The sequence below is a fragment of the Kribbella pittospori genome, from assembly GCF_004331465.1.
Classification (GTDB): Bacteria; Actinomycetota; Actinomycetes; order Propionibacteriales; family Kribbellaceae; genus Kribbella; species Kribbella pittospori.
Genome location: NZ_SJKB01000002.1, coordinates 572907 through 598156 on the forward strand (window position 1 = coordinate 572907; position 25250 = coordinate 598156).

Genomic DNA, 25250 nt, shown 5'->3' on the forward strand with positions numbered 1-25250 from the left:
ACGTGAACAGTACGGGCACCTCACACGCCGTACACCTTGTCAGGACGAGCGGGGCGGGTGAGGATTAGCGAACCCCCGCCCGGGGGCCTTTACTCGGATCGTCCGGCACGTTCCTGCCGGTGAAGGGATGTACATCGTCATGGCCACTGTGTCGTTCAAATCGGCAACCCGGGTCTACCCCGGCTCCGACACCCCCGCGGTCGACAAGCTCAACCTCGAGATCGAGGACGGCGAGTTCATGGTGCTCGTCGGCCCGTCGGGTTGCGGCAAGTCCACCTCGCTCCGGATGCTCGCCGGCCTCGAAGAGGTCAACGAGGGTTCCATCTACATCGGCGACCGCGACGTCACGCACCGTCCGCCGAAAGAGCGGGACATCGCGATGGTGTTCCAGAACTACGCGCTCTACCCGCACATGTCCGTCTCGGACAACATGGGCTTCGCGCTGAAGATGCAGGGTGTCTCCAAGGAGGACCGGGCCAAGCGGGTGATGGAAGCCGCGAAGCTGCTCGGCCTGGAGGAGTACCTGGACCGCAAGCCGAAGGCGCTGTCCGGTGGTCAGCGTCAGCGCGTCGCCATGGGGCGCGCGATCGTGCGTAACCCGCAGGTCTTCCTGATGGACGAGCCGCTGTCGAACCTCGACGCCAAGCTGCGTGTCCAGACCCGTACCCAGATCGCCGAGCTGCAGCAGCGTCTCGGTGTCACCACCGTCTACGTCACCCACGACCAGGTCGAGGCCATGACGATGGGCGACCGGGTCGCCGTACTGAAGGACGGTCTGCTCCAGCAGGTCGACACCCCGCTGAACCTGTACGACGCCCCGAAGAACAAGTTCGTGGCCGGCTTCATCGGCTCGCCCGCGATGAACCTGCTCGAGGCGGACATCACCGAGAGCGGCGCGAAGGTCGGGGACTACGTGATCCCGATCGAGCGCAACATCCTGTCGAAGGCCGGCAGCGACAAGACCCTGACCATCGGTGTCCGTCCGGAGGCCTTCAAGGTCGCCGACAACGGCCTGCCGGTCAAGGTCGCCGTGGTCGAGGAGCTCGGCGCCGACGCGTACCTGTACGGCACCGCGGAGCACAACAACGAGCACCAGCAGATCGTCGCCCGGATCGACGCCCGGATGCCGGTCGAGAAGGGCTCGACGATCCGCCTCGCGGCGGTGCCGGACAAGCTGCACCTCTTCTCGACCTCGACCGAGGAGCGGCTGACCGCCTGATCCTGGGATCTACATCACACGCCGGCCTCGGGTGGCTCTGCCACTCGAGGCCGGTGTCTTGTCCAGGCGGTCGGCCGGGTCCATGTTGGTCTGCTTGAGCAGGTAGTGCGGCCGCTGCTTGGTCTCGTAGTAGATCCGGCCGATGTACTCGCCGATCACCCCGAGCATCACCATCTGCAGCCCGCCGAGTCCGGTGATGGCCGCGATCAGCGTGACGTATCCCGGCATCTTCACCCCGTTCAAGGCGGCGACCGCGATCACCCAGACCGCGTAGGCCGCCGCGATCGCGGTGAGCACGCCACCGACGTAGATCGCCAGTCGCAGCGGCTTGTTGTTGAACGACAGCAGCCCGTCCAGCCCGTACTCGAGCAGCCGCCGGAACGTCCAGCGGCTCTTCCGGTCGGTCTGCTTCACGTTCTCGTACTCGAACAGGATCGACTCGAACCCGATCCAGGCGAACAGGCCCTTGGAGAACCGGTTGTACTCGCCCAGCTCCAGCAGCCCGTCCACCGCGCGCCGGGACAGCAGCCGGAAGTCGCCGACCCCGTCCATCAGCTCGACGTCGGCCCACCGGTTGATCAGCCAGTAGTACGTCCGGGCGAACAGCGTGCGGGTGGCCGGGTCGCCGACCCGGGTCCGCCGTGCGATCACCTGGTCGAATCCGCGCTCGTAGTGCTCGAGCATCCGGCCGACCAGCTCCGGCGGGTGCTGCAGGTCCGCGTCCATGATCACCACGGCGTCGCCGCTGGCGTAGCGCAGGCCGGCCAGCATCGCGGACTCCTTGCCGAAGTTCCGGCTGAAGGACAGGTAGCGCACCGACTCGTCGGTGGCGGCCAGCTCGACCAGCGCGTCCAGCGTCTCGTCCGCGCTGCCGTCGTCGACGTACACGATCTCGTACGGACGGCCGGTGGCGGTCAGTTCCCGGCTGAGGGCCTGGTGGAATTTGGCGATCACCTCGGCCTCGTTGAAGCATGGTACGACCAGACTCAGTCGCATCGTCGTTCTCATCGATTCCACCCGTCCGCGCCGACGCGATTCTTGTCTAGACCTGAACTAGGCGTTAGCTTTGCACGCCGGGGCGAGCGAACAAAGGGGCGGACTGTGGGATCGGAGCAGGGCACGGGGGTGCAGGACCGGCCTGCCCAGGCGGGCAGAGCGGCGCCGGCGGCCGGGCTAGTGGTGGCGGCGGTCTTCGCCGCCTCCGGAGTCATCCGCGGTACCTTTCCCTTCGGTTCAGTGTCCCGCAGCACCAATGATCTTGGCACGCAGTACATCCCGTTCTTCGCCCATCTCTGGGACGTCCTGCACGGCCGCGCTCAGGGCGACCTGTTCTTCAACTGGCAGAGCGGCTTCGGCGTCGGCTTCCTCGGCGACTACGGCGTCGTGCTGGGCAGCCCCCTGTCGCTGCTGGTGGGGCTGTTTCCCCGCGACCAGATCGATCTGGCCGTCTACGTCATCACCGTCCTCAAACTGAGCCTCGCCGCCGCCGCGATGGCGGTGCTACTCATCAAGATGCATCGAGGACCCCGTTGGGTTGCAGCAATTCTCGGAGCTTCGTACGGCGTCTGCGGCTGGGCCATCGACGACGGCGCATACGTGCCGATGTGGCTGGACGGCCTGATCGCCCTGCCGCTGTTCTTCCTGGTCGCCGAGTGGTCACTCCGCAGGACCAACCGCCTGCTCAGCGTGCTGGTGGTGGGGGTCTTCTGGGTCTCCAACTTCTACACCGCCTACATGGCCACGATCGCGGGCGGAATCTACCTGATCGCGCGGATACTGACCAGCGACCTGAGCTGGGTGGACCGGCTGCGTGTCGTCGTCCGGCACGGAATCTCGTTCGTTCTCGGGATCGCCCTGTCGGCGCCCATCCTGCTCCCGGTCCTGATGGCCAACCGTGACGCAACGCCGTCGCCGCCCGGGATCTTCACGGCGAACGAATGGAGCGAGTTCCTCTCCCGCCTGCTCCCGCTGTCCGAGGGCGTCGGCCGCACGGCCAGCCTGTACGTCGGAACGGTCGCACTGCTGCTCGCCTGCACCCTGCCGTTCAACCGGGCGGTGCCGATCCGGACCAAGCTGGTCTGGGTGATCACCACCGTCCTGGTCACGCTGTCGTTCCGGTGGGCTCCGACGCAGGCGATGTGGCACGGCTTCGACACGCCGAACGGCAGCCAGTACCGCGAGGCGTTCGTCCTGTGCGGCCTGATCGTGGTCATGGGCTGGTTGTCGGTCGCGTACCGCCTGCCCGGGCCGATCGCACTGCTCGGCGGCGGCGCCCTGGTCGCCGTGATCGCGGTGGTGTCGGACGGGAGCCCGTACCTGACCGAGTACGCCGTGTCCCTGCTGATCGTCTCCGGCGTCGTCACCGTTGGAGCGCTCACCATCATCTGGGCGGTACGCCGCTCGCCCTCGCTGAAGCGGTCGAAGTGGCCGGTCGCGGCGGCCTTCACCCTCGTGCTGGCCGTCGTCGCTGTGGAGACGACCTGGTCCGCGGTGGTGACGGACGAGCAGCGCAAGGAGATCCTCAGCGCATCGCTGCGCCCTTGGGACGACCGGCAGACCCAGCGGCTCGACGCGCTCGAGGCGGCCGGCGACTGGCCGTCGTACCGGACGGATCCGGGGACCGCGGTGACGCCGAACGACCCGGTGTTGCTCGGTGGGCAGGGCCCGGGTCTCTACAGCAGCCTGCTGCCGCACTCGCTGAACGAGACGCTGACCGATCTCGGCTTCGGCTGGACCGGCTACGGAAGAGCGAACCGCGACCTGGACAACCCGGTGGTCGACGCGATCTTCTCGGTCGGGGCGCGGATGCACCTCAACGGCGGCCCTCCGGAGTTCACCCGCGCCACGGTGCCGCCGCTCGTCACGGTGCGGCCCGGGCTCGGCACGACCCAGGCGCCGAATGTCTTCGTCGCCCAGGACCGGCTGCTCGGGACCCAGGTCTACCAGGTGCCGACGTACAAGGGCAGGCGGATGCCCGGCGGCGGAAGCGTCACGCTCGAGGGCCAGTGCCGCCCGGGCTCCAAGATCTTCCTGAACCTGCCGCACACGGTCGGACAGGTGCGGCAGACCGGTGACCCCAAATGGACGGACCTGCTCGCGAGCCGCCGGCCGGGCGTGACGACGAACAGCGGGGTGGTCGGCCTCGGCACGACGCCGGCCTCCGGTGCCGTGTCCGTGGAGGTCAAGTTCCTCGGGAACGCGAAGCGCGGTATCGCACCCAGGGGCGCGATCGGCTGCCTCGACGAAACCGCCCTGGCGAAGGCCGTCGAGACGCTGCGCACGACCGGGGCGACGGACGTCGAGGCGGGCGGTCATTCGATCAGCGCGACCCTCCCGGCAGGCAGCCAGGGGTACGCCGTGGTCGCCGTACCGAAGCTGCCCGGCTGGAGCTGCTCCACCGGGGACGGCGCGGCCAAGACTCCGCGGGACTTCGGCGGCCTGATCGCCGTACCGCTCGGCGACTCGGCCGACCGGATCGACTGCAGCTACACACCGCCCGGTCTGCGGCGCGGCCTGGCACTGGCCGCCGTAGCCGTTGCGATCGCTGTCGGGGTGGCGCTGTTCGGACGGATGCGGCGGCTCAGGAGTTGATGTCGCGGCGGTGGAAGACCGCCGCGCCGAACACCACCAGGACGACCGCGAGGATGCCCAGATACCACGCACCACGCTCGAACGTCAGCGTCTTCAGGACGCTGTTGCACATGTAGCCGCCGTCGCTGGTCGACGAGCACTGGTTCACGTAGTACGTCGTGTCGTGCCGGATGAACGCGTCGAAGTTCAGCTTCACCAACCACGGCTGGACCTTGTTCAGCAGGTTGCCGAAGATCGCCTCGACCAGGACCAGGTACCCCATCGCCAGACCGATGGCGGCCGCGGTGTGCCGCAGCAGCAGACCGACCACGCCGCCGAGAGCCGCGCCCAGAGCGGTCAGTACGACGGCTCGCCCGGCCGTCGCGAGCAGATCGCCCCAGACCTTGCCGGTCGTGGTCGCGGTGCTGCCGAGCTGGTCGACGATCAGGTAGGTGCCGACCACCAGGACACCGAGGACCACGACCGCCACCGGCACGAATCCGATCGCGGCCGCCAGCAGCTTGCTGCCGTAGACCCGTAGCCGGCGTGGTTCGAAGGTCAGCCAGTTGCCGATGGCACCGGTACTGAACTCGGCCGCGATGAAACTCGCGCCCAGCAGGAACGCGGCGAACAGCAGCAGGTACGACACTCCGTGCAGCAGGTCGGGCATCAGCTCGGCGAACACCGTCGGCGGCTTGCCGAACTCCTCCGGCCTCGGCTCGGGGTAGCTGCACATGTCCTCGCGCTTGGGCTTCGGATCGGGCTGCTTGTCCCACTGCTCGTTGCACGCGGCCTCGTTCGCCACGTGGCCGTCCACCCACTGCTGATGGGCGAGCTCGTACTGCGACTGGGCCGCGCGCTGCTCGTCCGCCGACGACGGCCGCGCCTCGAGCCAGGTCGCGAACAACAGCAGCAGGATGATCAGCAGGAGGCCGATCACGCCGACGACGGTCATCCGCCGGGCGACCAGCCGGCGCAACTCGACCGTGGTGAGACGGAGCATCAGATCTTCTCCTCCGCGGTCAGCTCGAGGAAGACGGACTCGAGGTCCGCGCGGACCGGGACAAGCTCGGACACGTACAGCTCCTGATGCGCCAGCCGGCGCGTGATCTCGGCCGGTTGCCCGGTGCCGTCCACCAGCAGATAGTTGCCATCGGCCCGCACCGTCATCCCTGCCGCGGTGAGGATCCGGGTCGCCGCCTCGTGATTGTCCACGGCAACCTTGACCGTGGTCGTCGTACCGCCGCCGATCACCTCCGCGACGGTGCCGGAGGCCAGCAGCCGGCCGTGGCCGATGATCGACACGGTGTCGGCGACCTGCTCGACCTCGGCGAGGATGTGGCTGCTCACCAGCACGGTCCGGCCCTGGTTGCCGAGTCCACGCATGGTCTCACGGATCTCCCGGATGCCGGCCGGATCGAGGCCGTTCGTCGGCTCGTCGAAGATCAGCAGATCGGGCTCCTTCAGCAGCGTGGCCGCGATCGCCAGCCGCTGCTTCATGCCCAGCGAGTACGAGCGGAACCGGTCGTCGCCGCGGTCCGCCAGAGACGTCTGCTCGAGCACCTCACCGACCCGCCGGCGGGGTACGCCGATCGCCTCGGCGAGCAGTTGCAGGTTCTTCTCGCCGGTGAACGCCGGGAAGAACTTCGGCGACTCGACGATCGCACCGACCCGGCCGACCACCTCCGGCAACTGGGCCGGCACGCGCCGGCCGAACACCGTCATCGTCCCGGCATCAGCGCGGATCAGGCCGAGGAGCATCCGGATCGACGTCGTCTTGCCCGAGCCGTTCGGCCCGAGGAACCCGTGTACTCCCCCGGCCGGCACGTCCAGGTCGAGGCCCTGGACCGCGACCACCTTGCGGCCCAGCCGGGTCCGGTAGGTCTTGCGCAGACCGCGCGTACTGATCGCCAGTTCCGGCATCGTGCCCCTCTCGTCTCGTGGCAGACGCACAGCGTGACAGGTTTGTTGCCGGACCGCTCGATGTGATACCCCCCACCCGTACCGACCGAAGACTTGCACTTGATACCCCAAGGGGGTAACTTCATGCCTGTCGACATACCCCCGAGGGGTAGCCGCGGACCGCTGGAGGAACCTGAGATGACCACCGACGCCGACGCTCATGTGCACGGATACACCGCCGAGAAGAGCAGCCACCTGAAGCGGCTGCGGCGGATCGAGGGCCAGATCCGCGGCCTGCAGCGGATGGTCGAGGAGGACAAGTACTGCATCGACATCCTCACCCAGGTGTCGGCCGCGACGAAGGCGCTGCAGTCCTTCTCCCTCGAACTGCTCGACGAGCACCTGTCGCACTGCGTGGTCGAGGCCGCGCAGAAGGGTGGCGCCGAGGCCGAGGAGAAGGTCCGCGAGGCCTCCGACGCGATCGCCCGCCTCGTTCGCAGCTGACACAACACACTCTGAAGGAGCCCGATATGAACACCACCTACTCCGTCTCCGGGATGACCTGCGGCCACTGCACCTCCGCGGTCACCGAGGAGCTCAGCAAGCTTCCCGGTGTGCAGGAGGTCAGCATCGATCTCGTCGCCGGTGGCACCTCCGCGGTGCACGTGACGAGTGAGTCCGCTCTCGACGAGGCCGCCGTGCGCGAGGCCGTCGACGAGGCGGGTTACGAACTGGCGGCGTCGTGAGCCGGGCCGTCGCGCTCCGGCTCGGCGCGTTCGCCGGTGCGCTGACGCTCGCCTTCGGGGCGGCGTACGCGATCGGCTCCGCGGTCGACCCGATCGCGGCGGCCGACACGCCCGCGGCTCCGGCCCACGGAGAGGAAATGGGCGGTATGGAGCAGACCTCAGGACACGGCGCGGGACACGATGCCCCCGGGCAGCTGCCCGGGCTGGCGGTGTCCGACGCCGGTTACACGTTCGCGCCGGCGACGACGTTCTACCAGTCCGGCGCGAAGACCCAACTGCGCTTCACGATCCAGGGACCGGACGGCAAGCCGGTCACGCAGTACACGAAGACCCACGAGAAGGACCTGCACCTGATTGTGGTCCGGCGTGACCTGTCCGGATTCCACCACGTACACCCGACCAGGGACGCGAGCGGGACGTGGAGCGTCCCGTTCACCTTCACCGCCGGTGGCACCTGGCGGCTGTACGCCGACTTCCAGCCGGCCGGACTGGACCGCGGCCTGACGCTCGGCACCGACGTCAACGTCTCCGGTCTCTACATCCCGGTCCCGCTGAGCGAGCCCTCCAGCATCTACAGCTTCCACGGGTACGACGTGACGCTGTCGGGCACTCCGGTCGCGGGGAAGGAATCCGAGCTGACGTTCCGGGTCAGCCGGGGCGGCAAGCCGGTCACCGACCTGCAGCCGTACCTGGGCGCCTTCGGGCACCTGGTCTCGCTGCGCAGCGGCGACCTCGCCTACCTGCACAACCACCCGGCCCAGCACGCGGAGCCGGGGATGAAGGGCGGCCCGGAGATCACCTTCGGCACCACCTTCCCGACCGCCGCGACGTACAGCCTGTTCCTGGACTTCCAGCACGCGGGCGCCGTGCACACCGCCGAGTTCACCGTGAAGGTGGGCCCGAACGGGACCACGATCGTGCCGCCGGCTCCGGTGCCGACCAAGACGACAACAACCACCACCCCGGGGCACGAAGAGACCCCGCACGGCCACTGAGGAGGCTTGCCATGAGTGATTCCGTCGAACTCATCATCGGTGGCATGACGTGCGCCTCGTGCGCCGCCCGGGTGGAGAAGAAGCTGAACCGGATGGACGGCGTCACCGCGACCGTCAACTACGCCACCGAGAAGGCGAAGGTGACGTACCCGGCCGGCATCACCACCGACGACCTGGTCGCCACCGTGGAGAAGACCGGCTACACCGCGTCGCTGCCGGCTCCTGCGGTTGCCGATGGCAACGAGGATGAGCCGGACGAGCTGAAGCCGCTGCGCGAGCGGCTGATCGCCAGCATCGTACTGGCGGTGCCGGTGATCGCGTTCGGGATGATCCCGGCGCTGCAGTTCGACTACTGGCAGTGGGCGTCGCTGACGCTGGCCTTCCCGGTGGCGACGTGGGCGGCCTGGCCGTTCCACAAGGCCGCCTGGACCAACCTGCGACACGGCGCCACGACCATGGATACGCTGATCTCGCTGGGCGTGGTGAGTGCGTTCCTCTGGTCGCTGTATGCGCTGTTCCTCGGCTCCGCCGGCGAGCCGGGGATGACGATGCCGTTCACGCTGATCCCGTCCCGCGGCACCGGCGCCGAGGAGATCTACCTCGAGGTCGTCACCGCCGTGACCACGTTCATCCTGGCGGGGCGGTACTTCGAGGCTCGCGCCAAGCGCCGGTCCGGCGCGGCCCTGAAGGCCCTGCTGGAGCTGGGTGCGAAGGACGTCGCCGTACTGCGGAACGGCGCCGAGGTGCGGATCCCGGCCGACCAACTGGCCGTGGGTGACGAGTTCGTCGTACGGCCTGGCGAGAAGATCGCGACGGACGGTGTGATCGTGACCGGGAGCAGCGCGGTCGACGCGTCGATGCTGACCGGGGAGTCCGTCCCGGTCGAGGTCAGTGCGGGCGACGCGGTCGTCGGCGCCACCGTGAACGCGGGCGGTCGACTGATCGTCCGAGCCACCCGGGTGGGCGCCGACACCCAACTGGCGCAGATGGCGCGACTGGTCGAGGACGCGCAGAACGGGAAGGCCGAGGTCCAGCGGCTGGCGGACAAGGTGTCCGGGTTCTTCGTGCCGATCGTGATCGGGCTCTCGCTGACGACGATGGGCTTCTGGCTCGGCAACGGTTCTCCGGTCGAGGTCGCGTTCACCGCTGCGGTCGCCGTACTGATCATCGCCTGCCCGTGTGCGCTCGGGCTGGCCACGCCGACCGCGTTGATGGTCGGCACCGGCCGAGGTGCGCAACTGGGCATCCTGATCAAGGGTCCGGAGGTGCTGGAGTCCACTCGTCGCGTCGACACCGTCGTCCTGGACAAGACCGGCACCGTGACCACGGGCCGGATGGAGCTGATCGACGTACTGCTGGCTCCTGGGCAGGAGCGTGCCGACGTACTGCGTCTGGCCGGGGCGCTGGAGCACTCCAGCGAGCACCCGATCGCACAGGCCATCGCCCGCGGTGCCCAGTCCGAGCTCGGTCAACTGCCCGAGGTCGAGGACTTCGGGAACGTCGAAGGCCTTGGTGTCCAGGGCATCGTCGACGGGCACGCGGTCCTGGTCGGACGCACGCGGTTGCTGGAGGAGTGGAGCCAGTACCTGCAGGAGGAGTTGGCGCACGCCAAGGACCACGCCGAGGCCGAGGGCAGTACGGCGGTCGCGGTCGGATGGGACGGGGAAGCGCGAGCGGTCCTGGTGGTTGCGGACACGGTGAAGCCCACGTCAGCAGAGGCGATCGGCCAGCTGAAGGCGCTGGGACTGCGGCCGGTGCTGCTGACGGGCGACAACGAGGCAGTAGCGCAGAAGGTCGCGGCTGAGGTCGGCATCGACGAGGTGATCGCCGAAGTACTGCCTGCCGGCAAGGTCGACGCGGTGAAGCAACTGCAGGGCGAAGGCCGGGTCGTCGCGATGATCGGTGACGGCGTCAACGACGCCGCCGCCCTGGCCCAGGCCGACCTCGGCCTGAGCATGGGCACCGGTACCGACGTGGCGATCGAGGCCAGCGACCTGACCCTGGTCCGCGGCGACCTGCGCGCGGCGGTGGACGCCATCCGCCTGTCCCGCAGCACGTTGCGGACGATCAAGGGCAACCTGTTCTGGGCCTTCGCCTACAACGTCGCCGCCCTCCCACTGGCCGCCGCCGGCCTCCTCAACCCAATCCTCGCCGGCGCGGCAATGGCCTTCAGCTCAGTCTTCGTCGTCTCCAACAGCCTCCGCCTACGCCGATTCCGTCCCCTCACCTGATCCAAGCGGTGCTGTCGGTCGGGAGTCTGCCGTTGTCGAGTGGGGTGCTGGTGAGGAGCACCTCCTCGTGCGGTGGCAGGTCGGCCGGGTCGGCCGTCAGGTTGGTGATGGAGGTCAGGTTCTCCCGCTGGAATGCGAGCACACCGGGTGGTGAGTCGAGCCAGGTGAGGGTGCCGTCGCCGAGATAGGTGCGGCGGAGTGCGAGGCCGGTGCGGTAGAGGGTGAGCATCGAGCTCTGGTCGTCGTGCTGGGACTCGACGGTGAGGTTCTTCCAGTCGGCGGGTTGCGGGAGCCACGGCGTACCGGTTCCGAATCCGAACGGCGGCTCCTTGCCCGACCACGGTAGGGGCACTCGGCAACCATCCCGGCCGCGATCGGTACCGCCGGAGCGGGCGAAGATCGGGTCCTGGAGCAGCTCGTCGGGAAGGTTCTCGACTTCCGGGAGACCGAGCTCCTCGCCCTGGTAGACGTACACCGCACCCGGCAGCGCCATCGCGAGCAGTGCCGCCGCGCGGGCGCGCCGTTCGCCGAGGACGAGATCGGTACGCATGCCGTGCTTGCGGTCCTGATGCGAGAACGACGTGTCCGGGCGCCCGTACTTCGTCACCGGCCGGGTGACGTCGTGGTTGGACAGCACCCAGGTCGGCGGGGCTCCGATCGGGACGTGCGTGGTCAGCGTCAGGTCGATCGACGCTTTCAGTTCGTCCGCCTGCCACGGCCGGGACAGGAAGTCGAAGTTGAATGCGGTGTGCATCTCGTCCGGACGCAGGTACAGCGCGAACCGCTCCTGGTCCGGCATCCACATCTCACCGACCAGGAACCGGCCGTCGTACGCATCGGTGAGGTGGCGCCAACCGCGGTACACGTCGTGGACCTCGTCGTGGTCGGTGTACGACTCCTCGACACTGTCCAGGTCCTTGAACAGTACGGCGGCGCTGTCGATCCGGATCCCGTCGACGCCGCGGTCCAGCCAGAACCGCAGGATCGCGTGGAACTCCTCGACCACCTCGGGATTGCGCCAGTTGAAGTCCGGCTGCTCCGGGGCGAACAGGTGCAGGTACCACTCGCCGTCCTCGACCTGGGTCCAGGCGGGGCCGTTGAAGATCGACTGCCAGTCGTTGGGCGGCAGCTCACCGCGTCCCGGACGGAACAGGAACCGCTCGCGCTCGGGCGACCCCGGACCGGCCTGCAGCGCCTGGACGAACCAGTCCTGCTGATCGGATCCGTGGTTCGGGACGATGTCGATGATGGTCCGGATGTTCAGCGCGTGCGCCTCCGCGATGTACGCCTCGGCCTCCTCGAGCGTGCCGAACGCCGGGTCGATCGCGCGGTAGTCGGCGACGTCGTACCCGCCGTCGGCCATCGGGGACGGGTACCACGGGTTCAGCCAGATCGCGTCCACGCCGAGCTCGGCCAGGTACGGCAACCGCTCGCGCAGACCGGCCAGATCGCCGATCCCGTCACCGTTGCCGTCGGCGAAACTACGCAGGTACACCTGGTAGATCGCCGCATCGCGCCACCACTCGTCAGCCATCGAATCCCCTTACCCATTAAGACTTCCGGCGGTCAGACCGCCCTCTCTCCATCCCGTCCCGAGCGGAGCGAGGGGCGGGATGTTGTTCTTATCCTTTAAGACTTCCGGCGGTGAGCCCCGCCATGATGCTCCGCTGAAACACGAAGAAGACCAGGATCGTCGGCAGGCTGGCGATGACCAAGGACGCGATGAGCACGTTCTGCGGCATCTGGGCGGACAGCGACGCGATGCCGACGCTGATCGACATCTTGTCCGTCTCCGGCAGCACCAGCAGCGGCCAGACGAAGTCCTTCCACACCGTCACGACCGACAGGATCGACACCACGCCGAGGATCGGCCGCGACACCGGCAGCACGATCGACCACAGGATCCGCAGCGGCGATGCGCCGTCGATCTCCGCCGCTTCCAGCAGTTCGCGTGGGATCGAGTCGAAGAACCGCTTCAGCAGGAACACGAAGAAGCCGTTCGCTGCCGCCGGCAACCAAATCGCCCAGGGCGTGTTGAGCAGGTCGAGATGGAAGATCGGCAGATCCTTGGCCACCAGGTACGTCGGCAGCAGCAGAACCATCGGCGGGATCATCAACGTCGCCAGCATCGCGCCGAGGATCAGCTTGCCGAAGAACGGCCGGAGCTTCGACAGCGCGTACGCCGCGGTGACGTCGACCGCGAGCGTGAACAGCCACGCGCCACCGGCGTACAGGGCGGTGTTCTTCAGGAAGACGCCCAGTTGCAGCTGTTCCCAGGCGTCGGCGTACACCCCGAGGTCGAACGACTTCGGGAAGAAGCTGGGTGGGATCTGGGCCAGCTCGTCCGGCGACTTGAGCGCGCCGGTCACCATCCAGTACAGCGGGAACACGAACGCGCCGGTGAAGCCGACCACGACCACCGTCAGAATCGTCCAGTAGATCAGCCGGCCGCGCGGGGTCCGCAGCGCGAGCGGCGACACCAAGGTCCTCATCGGGCCTCCTCCTCGCGAGACACGCGCAGGTAGATCGTGGAGAACACCAGCAGCACGACCATCAGCATCAGGCCGAGCGCGCCACCGCCACCGAAGTCGCCGAAGTTGAACGCGTACTGGTACATCAGGTAGGCGACCGTGACGGTCGCGTTCTCCGGACCGCCGCCGGTCAGCAGGTACGGCTCGATGAACACCTGCATGGTCGCGACGACCTGCAGCAGCAACATCACCAGCAGGATCAGCTTGGTCTGCGGGATCGTCACGTGCCACACCCGGCGGAACAGGCCGGCGCCATCCAACTCGGCCGACTCGTACAGGTCGCCCGGGATGCTCTGCAGCGCGGCGAGGTAGATCAGCGTGCCGGTGCCGAGGTTCATCCAGGTCGACACCAGCACCAGGCTGACGAGCGCCGTGCTGGTGGAGTCCAGCCAGCTCAGCGGCGGGAGGTGGAAGACGTCGAGGATCTGGTTGAACAGGCCGGAGCCCGGGTCGTAGAACCACTTGAACAGCAGTACGGCGACGGCCGGCGGCAGCATCACCGGGAGGTAGACGACGAACCGCAGGTAGGCCTTCGCGTGCCTGAGCTCATTCAGCACGACGGCCAGCACGAACGGTACGGCGTACCCGATCACGAGGGCGAGCCCGCTGAACGCGGCGGTGTTGAGCCACGCGGACCGGAACGCCGGATCCTCGATCACGGTCCGGAAGTTGTCGAATCCGACCCACTTCCCCGGGTCGACGAAGTTGTTCTCCTGAAAACTGAGAACCACCTCCCGAACCATCGGATACCAGGAAAACAAGGCGAAACAGATCAAAGCCCCACACAAGAACCCGTAGGCAGTCAGATTCCGCCCCACCGCCCGCCGCAGCGCACCCACCTGGTCGGGGGTGGGTGATGAATCGAGGGCCGACCGCCGGAGCCCGCCGCCTCCTGCCGCCCCGTCCGCCGAACCCCGCCGTTCTTCTCCCCCACCACCCGCCGTCCCCGCGGAGCGGGGACGGCGGGTGCGTGTGCTGGTGTTGTCAGCCATCAGGTGTTCTTGGCCAGGATCTTGTTGGCTTTGCCTTCCGCGTCGGACAGGAGTTTGTCGATGTCGGCGTCCTTCCGGGTGAGTACGGCAGACATCGCCACATCCAGGACGGCGTACAGCTCCTGCGCCTTCGGCGGCTCGAGCTTGTTGGTGATGGTCGACTGCGCCGCGACGTACGGCGAAAAGTGGTCGACCGGGACCGTCGCGTACTGCTTGCGCAGGTCAACGATCTGCTTGCCCGGCGCGGAGTCGCCGTACAGATCCGGGATCGGCAGCCCGACCGGACGCCCCTGCTCCTTCGCCCGTGCGTAGTTGAACTGCCCCTGACCCGGCGTGAGCTCGTGGAAGTTCAGCCACAGCAGCCCGGCCTTGATCTTCTCCGGCGTCGCCTTCGGGTTGAACATGTAGCCGTCGCCACCACTCAGCGACGCCTTGCCCTCGGACTCCGGTACGGCGGTCACGCCGTAGTCCTCGAACTTGCCCTGGAAGTCGTTGTTCACGCCCTGCACGACATCCGGCGCGCCGATCATCATGCCGAGCTTGCCGGAACCCATCATCCGCATCAGGTCCTCCCACTGGAGGAGCTGCTTGCTGCCCATCGAGTTGTCGTTCCAGCGCATCTGCTTCAGGTTCTCCAGCACCGCCTTGCCTTCGGCGCTGTTGAACGCGGCGGTCTTGCCGTCGTCGCTGACCATCGACCCGCCACGTGCGTACAGCGAAGCGGCGAAGTGCCAGCCGCCGGTGTTGCCGGCGGAGTACTCACCGAACCCGACGTACCCGGCACCGAGCCCGGCGATCTTCTTCGCCGCCTCCTGCACCTCGCCCCACGTCTTCGGCGGGCTGTCCGGGTCCAGGCCGGCCTGGGTGAACAACTTGCGGTTGTAGACCAGGCCCATGTTGTAGTTGTTGCGCGGCAGCCCGTAGGTCTTGTCGCCGTCCTTGAACACGCCCATCACGTCCGGCCGCAGATCCTTGACCGCCTGGACGTCGCCGACGTACTGGCTGATGTCGGCGGCCTGCTTGGCCTTGATGATCTTCTGCACGTCGGTGTAGTAGACGTAGAACACGTCCTCCTGACTGCCGCCGGCCAGCTTCGCCTGGAAGGTGTCCGGGTTGATGCAGGGGAACGCGTCCTTGCTCTGGATGGTGATGTTCGGGTGCTGCTGCTGGAACGCGGCCACGTCGGCGTCCCAGGCTTGCCGTTCCTTCGGATTGCTCTTCGGCGGCTGGCAGCCGACCGTGATGGTCACCGGGCCGTCGCTGCTCGCTGATGTCTGAGCACTCGGTTCGTCGTCCCCCGACCCACAGGACGCGGCCACCAGCCCGAGTCCCGCGACCAGCAGCAGGCTGAGCCCGCGCCGCGTTGTCCTCATCGATCCACCCTCTCCCTCGATCTTGCGGACACCGTAGGCAACTCGACACCACTGCGCAATACTCAAATAGAAGATTGCAAAAACGTGACTTCAGATGGGAAGGTGGCTCGCGCGGAGCAGACGACAGCAGCCGCCGACCGGTGACCGGTCAGCGGCTGCGGAGAGGGTGGTAGGTCAGATCCTGGCGCGCGCGGTGGAGGCCCGGACGACCAACTCCGGCTCGAACAGCAATTCGTCGGCAGGCACGGCGGCCCGTTCGATCAAGGCGACCAGCATGTCGACGGCGGCCCGGCCCATCGCGTCGATCGGCTGCCGGACCGTGGTCAGTGGCGGGTCGGTGCAGTTCATCATCGCGGAGTCGTCGTACCCGATCACGGAGACCTCGTCGGGGACGGACAGGCCGGCCCGGCGGACTGCCCGGATGGCGCCGAGCGCGAGGATGTCGCTGGCGCAGACGATGCCGGTGACGCCGTTGTTGACGAGCCGGGTCGCGGCCGCATGCCCGCCCTCGAGCGAGAACATCGTGTGCTCGACCAGCTCCATGTCCGCCTCGTCCGCGGCCAGGAACGCGTCCAGCTTGCGCCGCGACGGGATGTGGTCACGCGGCCCGAGCACCATGCCGATCCGGCGGTGACCGAGGGCGCGCAGGTGGCCGAGCGCCATCTCGGCGGCGACGAAGTCGTCCGAGGACACCTGCGGGAAGCCGAGGTGGTCGACCGCCGCGTTGACCAGGACGGTCGGCAGCTTGCGCTCCTGGATGAGCTCGTAGTGCGCGTGCGGCGCGTCGGCCTGGGCGTAGAACCCGCCGGCGAACACCACCCCGGACACCTGCTGCTGCAGGAGCAGGTCGACGTAGTCGGCCTCGGACACGCCGCCGACTGTGCGAGTGCAGAGCAAGGACGTGAAACCTTGCTGCGCCAGCGCGCCACCGACGACCTCGGCGAACGCCGGGAAGATCGGGTTCTGCAACTCGGGCAGCACCAGCCCGACCAGCCGGGCCCGGTCGCCGCGCAGCTGCGTCGGACGCTCGTACCCCAGGACATCGAGCGCCGTGAGTACGGCTTCCCGAGTCGCCTCGGACACTCCCGGCTTCCCGTTCAGGACCCGGCTCACGGTGGCTTCACTGACGCCGACCTTCTTGGCCACCTCTGCAAGTCGTCGTGTCATAGCGCAAACTCTACGCCTGATCACGCAAGTTCTTGCAATAGCTTGCGTACCTCGCTGAACCCTCAGGATTCCTGACAGACTTGGAGCCGTGCCCCGATTTGTCGCCACCCGCCCGGACACCGGTCTGCTGTCGCTTCCGTGGGACGTGCCCCTGGAGGACTGGCCCGAGGACCAACTGGTCGCGCTGCCGCGCGGTATCTCGCGGCACGTGGTCAGGTTCGTCCGGGTCAACGGCAGCGTGTACGCGATCAAAGAGGTGATGGAGCACCTGGCGCTGCACGAGTACCGGCTGCTGCGCGATCTGGAACGGCTGGAGTCGCCCTCGGTCGAGCCCGTCGGTGTGATCACCGACCGGCTGGATCGCAAAGGTGAGCCGATCGACTCGATCCTGATCACCCGGCACCTGCAGTTCTCGCTGCCCTACCGCGCGCTGTTCTCCAGCACGCTGCGGCCGGACACGGTGAACCGGCTGATCGACGCCCTGGTCGCGCTGATCGTCCGGCTGCACCTGCTCGGGTTCTTCTGGGGCGACTGCTCGCTGTCCAACACGTTGTTCCGTCGCGACGCCGGCGCATTCGCGGCGTACCTGGTGGACGCCGAGACCGGCGAGCTGCACCAGGACATCTCCGACGGCCAGCGCGCGCACGATCTCTACACCGCGGAGATCAACCTCTTCGGCGAACTGCTCGACCTGCAGGAGGGTGGTCTGCTCGACCCGGACATCGACCCGCAGGAGACCGTCGAGTCGATCCAGAAGCGATACGAGGCGCTGTGGGCCGAGCTGACCGCGCCGGAGGAGTTCACCACCGACGAGATGCACCGGCTGGACTCGCGGATCCGGCGGCTGAACGAGCTCGGCTTCGACGTCGCCGAGATCGACATCATCACCGACTGGGACGGCAGCCAGGTCCGGATCCAGCCGAAGGTCGTCGACGCCGGGCACCACTCGCGCCGGCTGCTGCGGCTCACCGGCCTGGACGTCGAGGAGAACCAGGCCCGCCGGTTGCTGAACGACCTGGACGCGTTCGCCGCCGCGACCGACCAGCAGAACGAGGACGAGGAGATCGTCGCGCACCAGTGGCTGACCACCGTGTTCGAGCCGGTGGTCCGCTCGGTTCCGCGGGACCTGAACCGCAAGCTCGAGCCGGCCGAGGTGTTCCACGAGGTGCTCGAGCACCGCTGGTTCCTGTCCGAGCAGGCCGGCCGCGAGATCGACACGATGGAGGCCGCCCGGTCCTACGTGGAGGACGTGCTGGCGGCCAAGCCGGATGAGAAGCTCGCGCTACCCACCCCGACTCTGACCGAACCGGAGTGATCAGCGCGGCGGCATCCGCAGGGCGCCGTCCAAGCGGATGACCTCGCCGTTGAGCATCTGGTTGTCGACGATGTGACCGACCAGAGCGGCGTACTCGGACGGGCGGCCGAGCCGGGACGGATGCGGGACCTGCTGCTCGAGGACCGTGCGGGTCTCCTCGGGGAGGCCCGCCAGCATCGGCGTCTCCATGGTGCCCGGAGCGATGGTGACGACCCGGATCCCCTTGTCCGCAAGGTCTCTGGCCGCGGTCAGGGTGAGGCCGACGATGCCGCCCTTGCTGGCCGCGTACGCCGCCTGCCCGACCTGACCGTCGTACGCCGCGATGGACGCGGTCATCACCACGACGCCCCGGTCGAGGTCCGCGGCGGGCTCCTGCGCGATCATCCGCTCGGCCGCGAGCCGGAGCACGTTGAAGGTGCCGATCAGGTTCACCTCGACCACCTGCCGGAACGTTGCCAACGGCAACGGACCCTTCCGCCCGACGACCCGGCCCGGCGTGGCGATCCCCGCGCAGGTGACAACCACCCGCAGGGTGCCGAGCTCAGCAGCCGCGTCGAGCGCTGCCGTCACGGCAGCCTCGTCGGTGACGTCGGCCGGTGCGAACACGACCCGGTCGCCCAGCTCGTCGGCGATCGCCTTGCCTGCAGACGATGCCAGGTCCACGATCACGACCCCGGCACCGTCGGCGGCCAACCGCCGTACCGTCGCCTCACCGAGACCGGAACCGCCACCGGTGACCAGCGCGACGTCGGACGGGCCAAGCTTCATCGAACACTCCTCAGGAGATCTCGGCTGATCACCAGCCGCTGGATCTGGTTGGTTCCTTCGAAGATCTGGGTGACCTTGGCCTCGCGCATGTACCGCTCGGCCGGGAACTCGCGGGTGTAACCGTACCCACCGAGCACCTGGACCGCGTCGGTGGTGACCTTCATCGCGGCGTCGGTGCAGATCAGCTTCGCGATCGCGGCCTGTTGGGTGAACGGCCGGCCGAGGTCGCGGCGGCGCGCGGCCTGCAGGTACGTCGCCCGGGCCGACTCGACTGCGGCGGCCATGTCAGCGAGCAGGAACTGGACGCCCTGGAAGTCCGCGATCGCCTGACCGAACTGCTGCCGCTCCAGCGCGTACGCCGCGGCAACGTCGAGCGCGGCCTGGGCCAGACCGACCGCACACGCCGCGATGCCGAGCCGGCCGGAATCCAGCGCGGACAGGGCGATCCGCATCCCGTCACCCTCGGCGCCGATCAGGTTCACAGCCGGGATCCGGACCTGGTCGTAGTTGACCAGCGTGGTGGTCGACCCGGTCAGGCCCATCTTGCGCTCGGGCGCGCCGAAGCTGAGACCCTCCGCGGTCGCCGGCACATGGAAGGCCGAGATGCCGCGCTTCGGGTCCGCCGACGTACGGGCGAAGGTGGTGTAGAAGTCGGCGTGCGAGCCGTGGCTGATCCACGCCTTGGTGCCGGTCAGCACGTACTCGTCGCCGTCACGGACCGCGCGCGTGGTCATCCCGCTGATGTCGGAGCCGGCCTGCGGCTCGGACAACGCGTACGCCCCGAGCATCTCGCCGCCGATCATGTCCGGCAGCAACCGGGCCCGCTGCTCCTCGGTGCCGAAGGTGGCCAGCCCGTAGCTGGTCATCGTGTGCACGGAGACCCCGACGCCGACCGACATCCAGGCGGCGGCGATCTCCTCGAGCATCTGCAGGTACACCTCGTACGGCTGCTCGGCGCCGCCGTACTGCTCCGGGTAGGGCAGGCCGAGCAGTCCGGCCTTGCCGAGTGTGCGGAACGCGTCCCGCGGGAAGGTCTCACTCTCCTCCGCCTGAGCGGCGTACGGCGCGAGTTCGTGCACGCACAGGTCACGGACCAGAGCGAGCAGATCGGTGGATTCCTCGGTCGGCAGGAGACGATCGACAGCCATCAGGCACCCCTCTCAACGGCTGACGAAATGATACTCGTAACGATACTGAAGCACATAGTTCCGTATCGTTCTATGCTGTCTCGATATGACAACAGTCGTTCCGGGGCGCCGTACCCGCAGGCAGTCCGAACTGCTCGACCGGCTCCTGACCCTGTTCCTCGAGCAGGGCTTCAGCCGGTTCACCCTGGACGACCTGGCCGCCGAGCTGCGCTGCAGCAAGACGACCCTGTACGCGCTCGCGCCGAGCAAGGAGCAGCTCGCCGTCGAGGTGGTGAAGCACTACTTCAAGAATGCCACCGCCCAGGTCGAGTCCGCGGTCGCCCGGCAGACCCGGCACGACCGGCGGATCGCGGCGTACCTGAACGCGGTCGCGGACGCGCTCCGGCCGGCCAGCCGGACCTTCCTGGACGACGTCGCGACGTTCGCGCCGGCGCGTTCGGTGTACGAGCGGAACACCCGGATCGCGGCCGATCGGGTCCGGTCGCTGATCGAGGACGGCATCAACAACAAGACGTTCCGGCAGGTCGACATCGCGTTCGCGGCCGAGATGGTCGCGCACACCATGCAGGCCATCCAGCGCGGCGACATCGCCCGCCGCACCGGCCTCAACGACGCCGAGGCGTACCGCGAGCTCGCGTCGTTCGTTCTGCACTCGCTGCGACTGGACTGAGCTTGTAGGTTGCCCGGATGGAGCTCAGGCTGGGGCCGCTGCTGCGGTACGTCGACGAGACCCGGGCCACCGTCTGGGTGGAGACCAGCGGTCCGGCCGAGGTCGAGGTGCTCGGCCACACGGCCCGGACCTGGTCGGTGCACGGCCACCACTACGCGCTGGTCCGGATCGAGGGCCTCGAGCCGGACTCCACGACGCCGTACGAGGTGATGCTGGACGGCAGGACGGTGTGGCCGGTCGCGTACAGCCCGTACGGCCCGAGTGTGATCCGGACACCGCGTGCGGACGGGACCTTCCGGCTGACGTTCGGGTCGTGCCGCCGGTCCGCGCCGTTCGACGAGAAGGGGTTCAAGGAGTTCGGCCCGGACGCGTTGGTCGCGCTGGCCGAGTCGGTGGCAGCCGGTGAGGACGATCAACCGGATGCGGTGCTGCTCCTCGGTGACCAGGTGTACGCCGACGACCCGTCCGACGCCGTACTGCGTCGGCTGCACGAGGCCCACGGTGGTCGGCCAGGGTCCGAGGTCGCCGATGAGATCGGGAACTTCGAGGAGTACACCTGGCTGTACGACGACTCGTGGACGACTCCCGCCGTGCGCTGGCTGTTCTCGACGGTCCCGCTGTGCATGCTGCTCGACGACCACGACCTGCGCGACGACTGGAACACCTCGCTGACCTGGCGTCGCTGGGTGACCGGGCAGCCGTGGTGGCACGACCGGGTCGTCGGCGCCTACGCGTCGTACTGGGTCTATCAGCACCTCGGCAATCTCTCGCCCGAGCAGCTCGACCGGGACGCGACGTACCGCGCAATGCTCACGATCGAGGACGACGACGAACGTACGGCGTACCTGGACAGCTTCGCCTGGACCGCGGACGAGGATCCGGCGTCGACCCGCTGGAGTTTCTACCGCGACTTCGGCGATGTCCGGCTGCTCGCGATCGACTCACGGTGCTCCCGGCATCTGGACCCGGACGAGCGGGCGATGGTCGACACCCACGAGTGGGAGTGGGTACAACGGCACACGGTCGGCGCGACGCGTCCGATCCGGCATCTCCTGCTGGCCTCGACCCTGCCGTTCCTGCTCGCGCCCGGGCTGCATCACCTGGAGGGATGGGACGAGGCGATCTCGTCCGGCGCATGGGGTCGGCGCGGCGCCCGAGTGGGCGAGAAGATCCGGCAGCGCATGGATCTGGAGCACTGGGCGTCGTTCCGGAAGTCGCTGGACGATATGACCACGCTGCTGACCGAGGTGGTCGGCGGTGAGGATCCGCCGGCGTCGATCCTGATGCTGTCCGGCGACGTGCACTGCAGCTACATTGCCGAGGCCCGGCTGACGACCGTCGAGCATCCGGGTACGGCGATCCGCCAGCTCACCATGTCGCCGTTCCGGAACCCGGTGCCGCAGCACATCAGGTGGGGCAATCACATCCTCGGGACCCGGTGGATGACCGCGCTGCTGCACCGCCTCGCGCGGTCGGCCGGCGTACGGGATGTGGCGGCGGACTGGCGGCTGTCGCACGGGCCGTGGTTCGAGAACGGGGCGATGACGGTGACGCTGTCCGGCGAGAAGTGGACCGTCGATGTCGATCACGCAGTGTTGCGAGGTGATATGCAGGTGTTGCGGCGCACGGTGACCTGCGGCGGCCTAGACTCAACCAAGCGTTTGACGTCCTGAAGCTGCCAATGAACTCATCAGAACCGCACGCCACGGAAGGCTGATGACATGCGACCCTCCACTGTCCGGCGCGCAGCCGCTGCGCTCGCCGTAACCGCTCTGGCCCTGACCGCACTGCCTGCCAAGGCCGATCCGGTCAAGCCGCCGCGACTGTCGGCCGCGGCCATCACCTCTGCCCTGAACGAGGACGTCTCGATCCCGGGCACCACCTGGATGACCCGGCCGGACGGCACCGTCGAGGTGTCCTACGACTCGACCGTCACCGGCTCCAAGCTGACCTCACTGACCGGCGTGACCAAGAAGCTCGGGGCGGGCGTCGTACTGACGAAGCTGCCCGGCAAGCTGACCACACGGATCAGCGGCGGGAGCGCGATCTACGGCGGGGACGTGAAGTGCTCGGCCGGCTTCAACGTCTCGCGGCGGGGCATCTACTACCTGCTCACCGCCGGTCACTGCGGTGCCGAGGCCGCGACCTGGTACAACAACTCGGCCAAGACGTCCCGGCTCGGCCAGCGGCACCACTTCAGCTTCCCGGGGAACGACTACTCGCTGATCGTCTACCGGACCGACATCTCGCGGCCCGGCGGCAGCGTGAACCTGTACAACGGGCGGTCGCAGGACATCAGCCGGGCGGTGAACCCGAACCTCGGCAAGTACGTGTACCGCGCCGGCGGCACCACCGGCCTGCACAGCGGCACAGTGACCGGGCTCAACGTCACGGTGAACTACCCCGAAGGCCGCGTCACCGGCATGATCCGGACCAGCGTCTGCTCGGAGCCGGGCGACTCGGGTGGTCCGCTGTTCTACCGGCAGTACGCCTACGGACTGCTCTCCGGCGGCAGCGGCGACTGCAGTTCGGGCGGTGTCAGCTACTTCCAGCCGGTCGTCGAGGCCCTCACCCGGTACGGCGTCGCCGTGTACTGACCGGAGGATTACCCTCACGCTCCGAGCTCGGGCGAATACTCACGGACAGATCTGGGTACTACTGCTCACGGTTTTAAGTCAAGGACGCACCCGCCCCGAGCGCGTCCTCATCGTGAGGAGGCTGAAACCGTGAAATTCTCTCCGCTTCGCCGTACCACCGCGATCCTGGCAGCCGCCGGGCTCGCCGCCGCCGGGCTGCTGGCCACCCAGGCCAGCGCCGCCCCGATCAAGCCGTCGGCACTGTCGGCGACCGCCATCACCGCCACGCTGAGCAAGGACGCGTCCATCCCGGGCACGGCCTGGCAGACCAACCCGGACGGCCGGATCATCGTCTCGTACGACGACACGGTCACCGGTGCCAAGCTGTCCTCGCTCACCGGCGTCACCAAGCAGTTCGGCGACCGGGTCACCCTGGAGAAGATCTCCGGCAAGCTGACCAAGTACATCGCCGGCGGTGACGCGATCTACGGCGGGCAGTACCGCTGCTCGCTCGGCTTCAACGTCCGCAGTGGCAGCACGTACTACTTCCTGACCGCCGGTCACTGCGGCAACATCGCATCCAGCTGGTACTCGAACTCGGGCCACACCACGCTGCTCGGCACCACCTTCGGGTCGAGCTTCCCCGGCAACGACTACGCGATCGTCAAGTACAGCACGTCGTTCACGAACCACCCCGGAACGGTGGACCTGTACAACGGCACGAGCCAGGACATCACCAGGTCGGCCAACGCGACCGTCGGCCAGGCCGTCAAGCGCAGCGGTAGCACCACCGGGGTGCACAGCGGCACAGTCACCGCTACGAACGCCACGGTGAACTACGCCGAAGGCACCGTCACCGGCCTGATCCGCACCAACGTGTGCGCAGAGGGCGGCGACTCCGGCGGCGCGCTGTTCGCCGGTTCCACGGCCCTCGGCCTCACCTCCGGCGGCTCCGGCAACTGCAGCAGCGGCGGGACGACGTACTTCCAGCCCGTCACCGAAGCACTCTCCCGCTACGGCGTGAGCGTCTACTGACCCCTGCAACAACAACAGCGCCCCGGACCACCCGGTCCGGGGCGTTGTCACATCACGCGCGGCGGCGGGAGATTTCGTAGAGGGCTACGCCGGTGGCGATGCCGGCGTTGAGGGACTCGGTGGCTGACGTCATCGGGATCGAGACGATCAGGTCGCAGTTCTCGCGGACCAGCCGGGCCAGACCCTTGCCTTCGGAGCCGACGACCAGGACCAGAGGCTCGGTGGCGACGTCCAGGTCGGGGAGCTCGACGGCGCCACCCATGTCCAGGCCGACGACCATGAGGCCGGCGTCCTTGTACGACTTCAGCGCGCGGTTGAGGTTGGTCGCCCGGGCGACTGGGATCCGCGCCGCGGCACCGGCCGACGTCTTCCACGCCGACGCCGACACGGACGCCGCCCGACGCTCCGGCACCAGTACGCCGTGCGCACCGAAGGCCGCCGCGGACCGGGTGATCGCGCCCAGGTTGCGCGGATCGGTCACCCCGTCCAGCGCGACCACGAGCGGCACCTCGCCGGCGGCGTACGCCCGGTCGAGCAGGTCGTCGGGATGCGCGTACTCGTACGGCGGGATCTGCACCGCGACACCTTGATGGGCGCCGCCGGCGGTGACCCGGTCGAGCTCGGCCCGCGGCACCTCGAGCACCGAGACGCCGTGCTCGACCGCGAGCAGCAATGCCTCCCGCAGCCGGGCGTCCCGTTCGGTGCCTTCGGCAACATGCAGCGCCGCGGCCGGTACGTCGGCCCGCAGCGCCTCGACCACCGGGTTGCGGCCGTAGACCCACTCGACCGTGGAGTCGGTGTCCTTGCGGGCCGGGCGGCGAGTGCGCTCACGCTCGTTGGCGCGCTCCTTCGCCTTGGCCCGCTTGTGCGCCGGGTGCTTGACCCGGTCCACCGCCTTCGGGGTCGGGCCCTTGCCCTCCAGACCGCGGCGGACCCGGCCACCGGATCCGGCGGTCGGGTTGCCCCGCGGCTTCTTGCGGATGGCGCCCTTGCGCTGGCTACTTCCCGGCAC

Annotated in this window: 22 protein-coding genes; 11 read left to right on the forward strand and 11 right to left on the reverse strand. The window is 68.3% G+C overall.

Annotation, left to right across the window (positions count from 1 at the left end):
* Positions 1 to 139 precede the first annotated feature (139 nt).
* The gene (locus tag E0H73_RS09290; protein WP_131353352.1) at positions 140 to 1219 is read left to right on the forward strand and encodes an ABC transporter ATP-binding protein; all 1080 of its coding nucleotides are present in this window, start codon (positions 140 to 142) and stop codon (positions 1217 to 1219) included.
* 9 nt (positions 1220 to 1228) lie between these two features.
* On the opposite strand, the gene E0H73_RS09295 is transcribed toward E0H73_RS09290, so the two are convergent.
* A complete protein-coding gene (locus tag E0H73_RS09295; RefSeq protein WP_238163902.1) occupies positions 1229 to 2227 on the reverse strand; it encodes a glycosyltransferase family 2 protein in 999 nt (332 codons plus the stop codon).
* A gap of 93 nt (positions 2228 to 2320) precedes the next feature.
* Here E0H73_RS09295 and E0H73_RS09300 point away from each other — a divergent pair, with 93 nt between their 5' ends.
* Entirely contained in the window at positions 2321 to 4810 is a 2490-nt protein-coding gene (locus E0H73_RS09300) for a YfhO family protein (RefSeq protein WP_165555548.1), read from the forward strand.
* Here the strand turns inward: E0H73_RS09300 and E0H73_RS09305 are convergent.
* Together E0H73_RS09305 and E0H73_RS09310 are read right to left on the reverse strand one after the other, a co-directional pair.
* The gene (locus E0H73_RS09305) at positions 4800 to 5792 is read right to left on the reverse strand and encodes an ABC transporter permease subunit (protein ID WP_131353074.1); all 993 of its coding nucleotides are present in this window, start codon (positions 5790 to 5792) and stop codon (positions 4800 to 4802) included. The two genes, E0H73_RS09300 and E0H73_RS09305, sit on opposite strands and share 11 nt — an antisense overlap.
* Positions 5792 to 6712, reverse strand: coding sequence for an ABC transporter ATP-binding protein (locus E0H73_RS09310; protein ID WP_131353075.1), 921 nt, complete (start codon positions 6710 to 6712; stop codon positions 5792 to 5794). The genes E0H73_RS09305 and E0H73_RS09310 overlap by 1 nt, the downstream gene beginning before the upstream one ends.
* A gap of 177 nt (positions 6713 to 6889) precedes the next feature.
* Here E0H73_RS09310 and E0H73_RS09315 point away from each other — a divergent pair, with 177 nt between their 5' ends.
* From E0H73_RS09315 to E0H73_RS09330, 4 genes are read left to right on the forward strand one after another with little or no spacing between them, the layout of a single operon-like run.
* Entirely contained in the window at positions 6890 to 7195 is a 306-nt protein-coding gene (locus E0H73_RS09315; RefSeq protein ID WP_131353076.1) for a metal-sensitive transcriptional regulator, read from the forward strand.
* A gap of 26 nt (positions 7196 to 7221) precedes the next feature.
* Entirely contained in the window at positions 7222 to 7437 is a 216-nt protein-coding gene (locus E0H73_RS09320; RefSeq protein WP_131353077.1) for a heavy-metal-associated domain-containing protein, read from the forward strand.
* A complete protein-coding gene (locus E0H73_RS09325) occupies positions 7434 to 8432 on the forward strand; it encodes a hypothetical protein (RefSeq protein WP_131353078.1) in 999 nt (332 codons plus the stop codon). Before E0H73_RS09320 ends, E0H73_RS09325 begins: the two co-directional genes overlap by 4 nt.
* A gap of 11 nt (positions 8433 to 8443) precedes the next feature.
* Complete coding sequence (locus E0H73_RS09330; protein WP_131353079.1) at positions 8444 to 10663, forward strand: heavy metal translocating P-type ATPase; 2220 nt, start codon at positions 8444 to 8446, stop codon at positions 10661 to 10663.
* Here the strand turns inward: E0H73_RS09330 and E0H73_RS09335 are convergent.
* The 5 genes from E0H73_RS09335 to E0H73_RS09355 form a co-directional block, all read right to left on the reverse strand.
* Positions 10656 to 12197 (reverse strand): glycoside hydrolase family 13 protein, encoded by a 1542-nt coding sequence (locus tag E0H73_RS09335; RefSeq protein ID WP_131353080.1) that lies wholly within the window; start codon positions 12195 to 12197, stop codon positions 10656 to 10658. The two genes, E0H73_RS09330 and E0H73_RS09335, sit on opposite strands and share 8 nt — an antisense overlap.
* An 88-nt stretch (positions 12198 to 12285) precedes the next feature.
* Positions 12286 to 13155, reverse strand: a complete 870-nt coding sequence (locus E0H73_RS09340) for a carbohydrate ABC transporter permease (RefSeq protein WP_131353081.1) — start codon at positions 13153 to 13155, stop codon at positions 12286 to 12288.
* A complete protein-coding gene (locus tag E0H73_RS09345) occupies positions 13152 to 13925 on the reverse strand; it encodes a carbohydrate ABC transporter permease (protein WP_238163903.1) in 774 nt (257 codons plus the stop codon). The genes E0H73_RS09340 and E0H73_RS09345 overlap by 4 nt, the downstream gene beginning before the upstream one ends.
* A gap of 260 nt (positions 13926 to 14185) precedes the next feature.
* Positions 14186 to 15559, reverse strand: coding sequence for an ABC transporter substrate-binding protein (locus E0H73_RS09350; protein WP_131353082.1), 1374 nt, complete (start codon positions 15557 to 15559; stop codon positions 14186 to 14188).
* A 174-nt stretch (positions 15560 to 15733) separates the two neighbouring features.
* Positions 15734 to 16726 carry a LacI family DNA-binding transcriptional regulator gene (locus E0H73_RS09355; protein WP_131353083.1) on the reverse strand — a complete coding sequence of 331 codons (993 nt, stop codon included), beginning with the start codon at positions 16724 to 16726 and terminating at the stop codon, positions 15734 to 15736.
* 67 nt (positions 16727 to 16793) lie between these two features.
* Between E0H73_RS09355 and E0H73_RS09360 the strand changes: the two genes are divergently transcribed.
* The gene (locus E0H73_RS09360; RefSeq protein WP_238163923.1) at positions 16794 to 18041 is read left to right on the forward strand and encodes a DUF4032 domain-containing protein; all 1248 of its coding nucleotides are present in this window, start codon (positions 16794 to 16796) and stop codon (positions 18039 to 18041) included.
* Here the strand turns inward: E0H73_RS09360 and E0H73_RS09365 are convergent, their stop codons facing one another.
* On the reverse strand, positions 18042 to 18809 hold the full coding sequence (locus E0H73_RS09365) for an SDR family NAD(P)-dependent oxidoreductase (RefSeq protein ID WP_131353085.1): 768 nt from the start codon (positions 18807 to 18809) through the stop codon (positions 18042 to 18044). It lies immediately after the preceding gene.
* Positions 18806 to 19957 (reverse strand): acyl-CoA dehydrogenase family protein, encoded by a 1152-nt coding sequence (locus E0H73_RS09370; protein ID WP_131353086.1) that lies wholly within the window; start codon positions 19955 to 19957, stop codon positions 18806 to 18808. Before E0H73_RS09370 ends, E0H73_RS09365 begins: the two co-directional genes overlap by 4 nt.
* 85 nt (positions 19958 to 20042) lie before the next feature.
* Here E0H73_RS09370 and E0H73_RS09375 point away from each other — a divergent pair, with 85 nt between their 5' ends.
* From E0H73_RS09375 to E0H73_RS09390, 4 genes are all read left to right on the forward strand, one after another.
* Positions 20043 to 20627: a TetR/AcrR family transcriptional regulator gene (locus E0H73_RS09375; RefSeq protein WP_131353087.1), complete on the forward strand. Its 585-nt coding sequence runs from the start codon at positions 20043 to 20045 to the stop codon at positions 20625 to 20627.
* 17 nt (positions 20628 to 20644) lie between these two features.
* Positions 20645 to 22300 (forward strand): DUF7800 domain-containing protein, encoded by a 1656-nt coding sequence (locus E0H73_RS09380; protein ID WP_131353088.1) that lies wholly within the window; start codon positions 20645 to 20647, stop codon positions 22298 to 22300.
* Positions 22301 to 22348: 48 nt separating this feature from the next.
* On the forward strand, positions 22349 to 23224 hold the full coding sequence (locus E0H73_RS09385; protein WP_131353089.1) for a S1 family peptidase: 876 nt from the start codon (positions 22349 to 22351) through the stop codon (positions 23222 to 23224).
* Between the two features lie 129 nt (positions 23225 to 23353).
* Positions 23354 to 24238: a S1 family peptidase gene (locus tag E0H73_RS09390; protein ID WP_131353090.1), complete on the forward strand. Its 885-nt coding sequence runs from the start codon at positions 23354 to 23356 to the stop codon at positions 24236 to 24238.
* A 52-nt stretch (positions 24239 to 24290) separates the two neighbouring features.
* On the opposite strand, the gene rlmB is transcribed toward E0H73_RS09390, so the two are convergent.
* Positions 24291 to 25250 carry a 23S rRNA (guanosine(2251)-2'-O)-methyltransferase RlmB gene (rlmB, locus tag E0H73_RS09395; protein WP_131353091.1) on the reverse strand — a complete coding sequence of 320 codons (960 nt, stop codon included), beginning with the start codon at positions 25248 to 25250 and terminating at the stop codon, positions 24291 to 24293.

Excerpts from the sequence above, each read along its gene's own strand:
- E0H73_RS09380 (WP_131353088.1), top strand. The coding sequence starts at position 20,645 with ATGGAGCTCAGGCTGGGGCCGCTGCTGCGGTACGTCGACGAGACCCGG.
- E0H73_RS09315 (WP_131353076.1), top strand. The coding sequence starts at position 6,890 with ATGACCACCGACGCCGACGCTCATGTGCACGGATACACCGCCGAGAAG.
- E0H73_RS09350 (WP_131353082.1), bottom strand. The coding sequence starts at position 15,559 with ATGAGGACAACGCGGCGCGGGCTCAGCCTGCTGCTGGTCGCGGGACTC.
- E0H73_RS09295 (WP_238163902.1), bottom strand. The coding sequence starts at position 2,227 with ATGAGAACGACGATGCGACTGAGTCTGGTCGTACCATGCTTCAACGAG.
- E0H73_RS09370 (WP_131353086.1), bottom strand. The coding sequence starts at position 19,957 with ATGGCTGTCGATCGTCTCCTGCCGACCGAGGAATCCACCGATCTGCTC.
- E0H73_RS09290 (WP_131353352.1), top strand. The coding sequence starts at position 140 with ATGGCCACTGTGTCGTTCAAATCGGCAACCCGGGTCTACCCCGGCTCC.
- E0H73_RS09340 (WP_131353081.1), bottom strand. The coding sequence starts at position 13,155 with ATGAGGACCTTGGTGTCGCCGCTCGCGCTGCGGACCCCGCGCGGCCGG.
- E0H73_RS09355 (WP_131353083.1), bottom strand. The coding sequence starts at position 16,726 with ATGACACGACGACTTGCAGAGGTGGCCAAGAAGGTCGGCGTCAGTGAA.
- E0H73_RS09310 (WP_131353075.1), bottom strand. The coding sequence starts at position 6,712 with ATGCCGGAACTGGCGATCAGTACGCGCGGTCTGCGCAAGACCTACCGG.
- E0H73_RS09385 (WP_131353089.1), top strand. The coding sequence starts at position 22,349 with ATGCGACCCTCCACTGTCCGGCGCGCAGCCGCTGCGCTCGCCGTAACC.
- E0H73_RS09305 (WP_131353074.1), bottom strand. The coding sequence starts at position 5,792 with ATGCTCCGTCTCACCACGGTCGAGTTGCGCCGGCTGGTCGCCCGGCGG.
- E0H73_RS09320 (WP_131353077.1), top strand. The coding sequence starts at position 7,222 with ATGAACACCACCTACTCCGTCTCCGGGATGACCTGCGGCCACTGCACC.
- E0H73_RS09330 (WP_131353079.1), top strand. The coding sequence starts at position 8,444 with ATGAGTGATTCCGTCGAACTCATCATCGGTGGCATGACGTGCGCCTCG.
- E0H73_RS09365 (WP_131353085.1), bottom strand. The coding sequence starts at position 18,809 with ATGAAGCTTGGCCCGTCCGACGTCGCGCTGGTCACCGGTGGCGGTTCC.
- E0H73_RS09335 (WP_131353080.1), bottom strand. The coding sequence starts at position 12,197 with ATGGCTGACGAGTGGTGGCGCGATGCGGCGATCTACCAGGTGTACCTG.
- E0H73_RS09375 (WP_131353087.1), top strand. The coding sequence starts at position 20,043 with ATGACAACAGTCGTTCCGGGGCGCCGTACCCGCAGGCAGTCCGAACTG.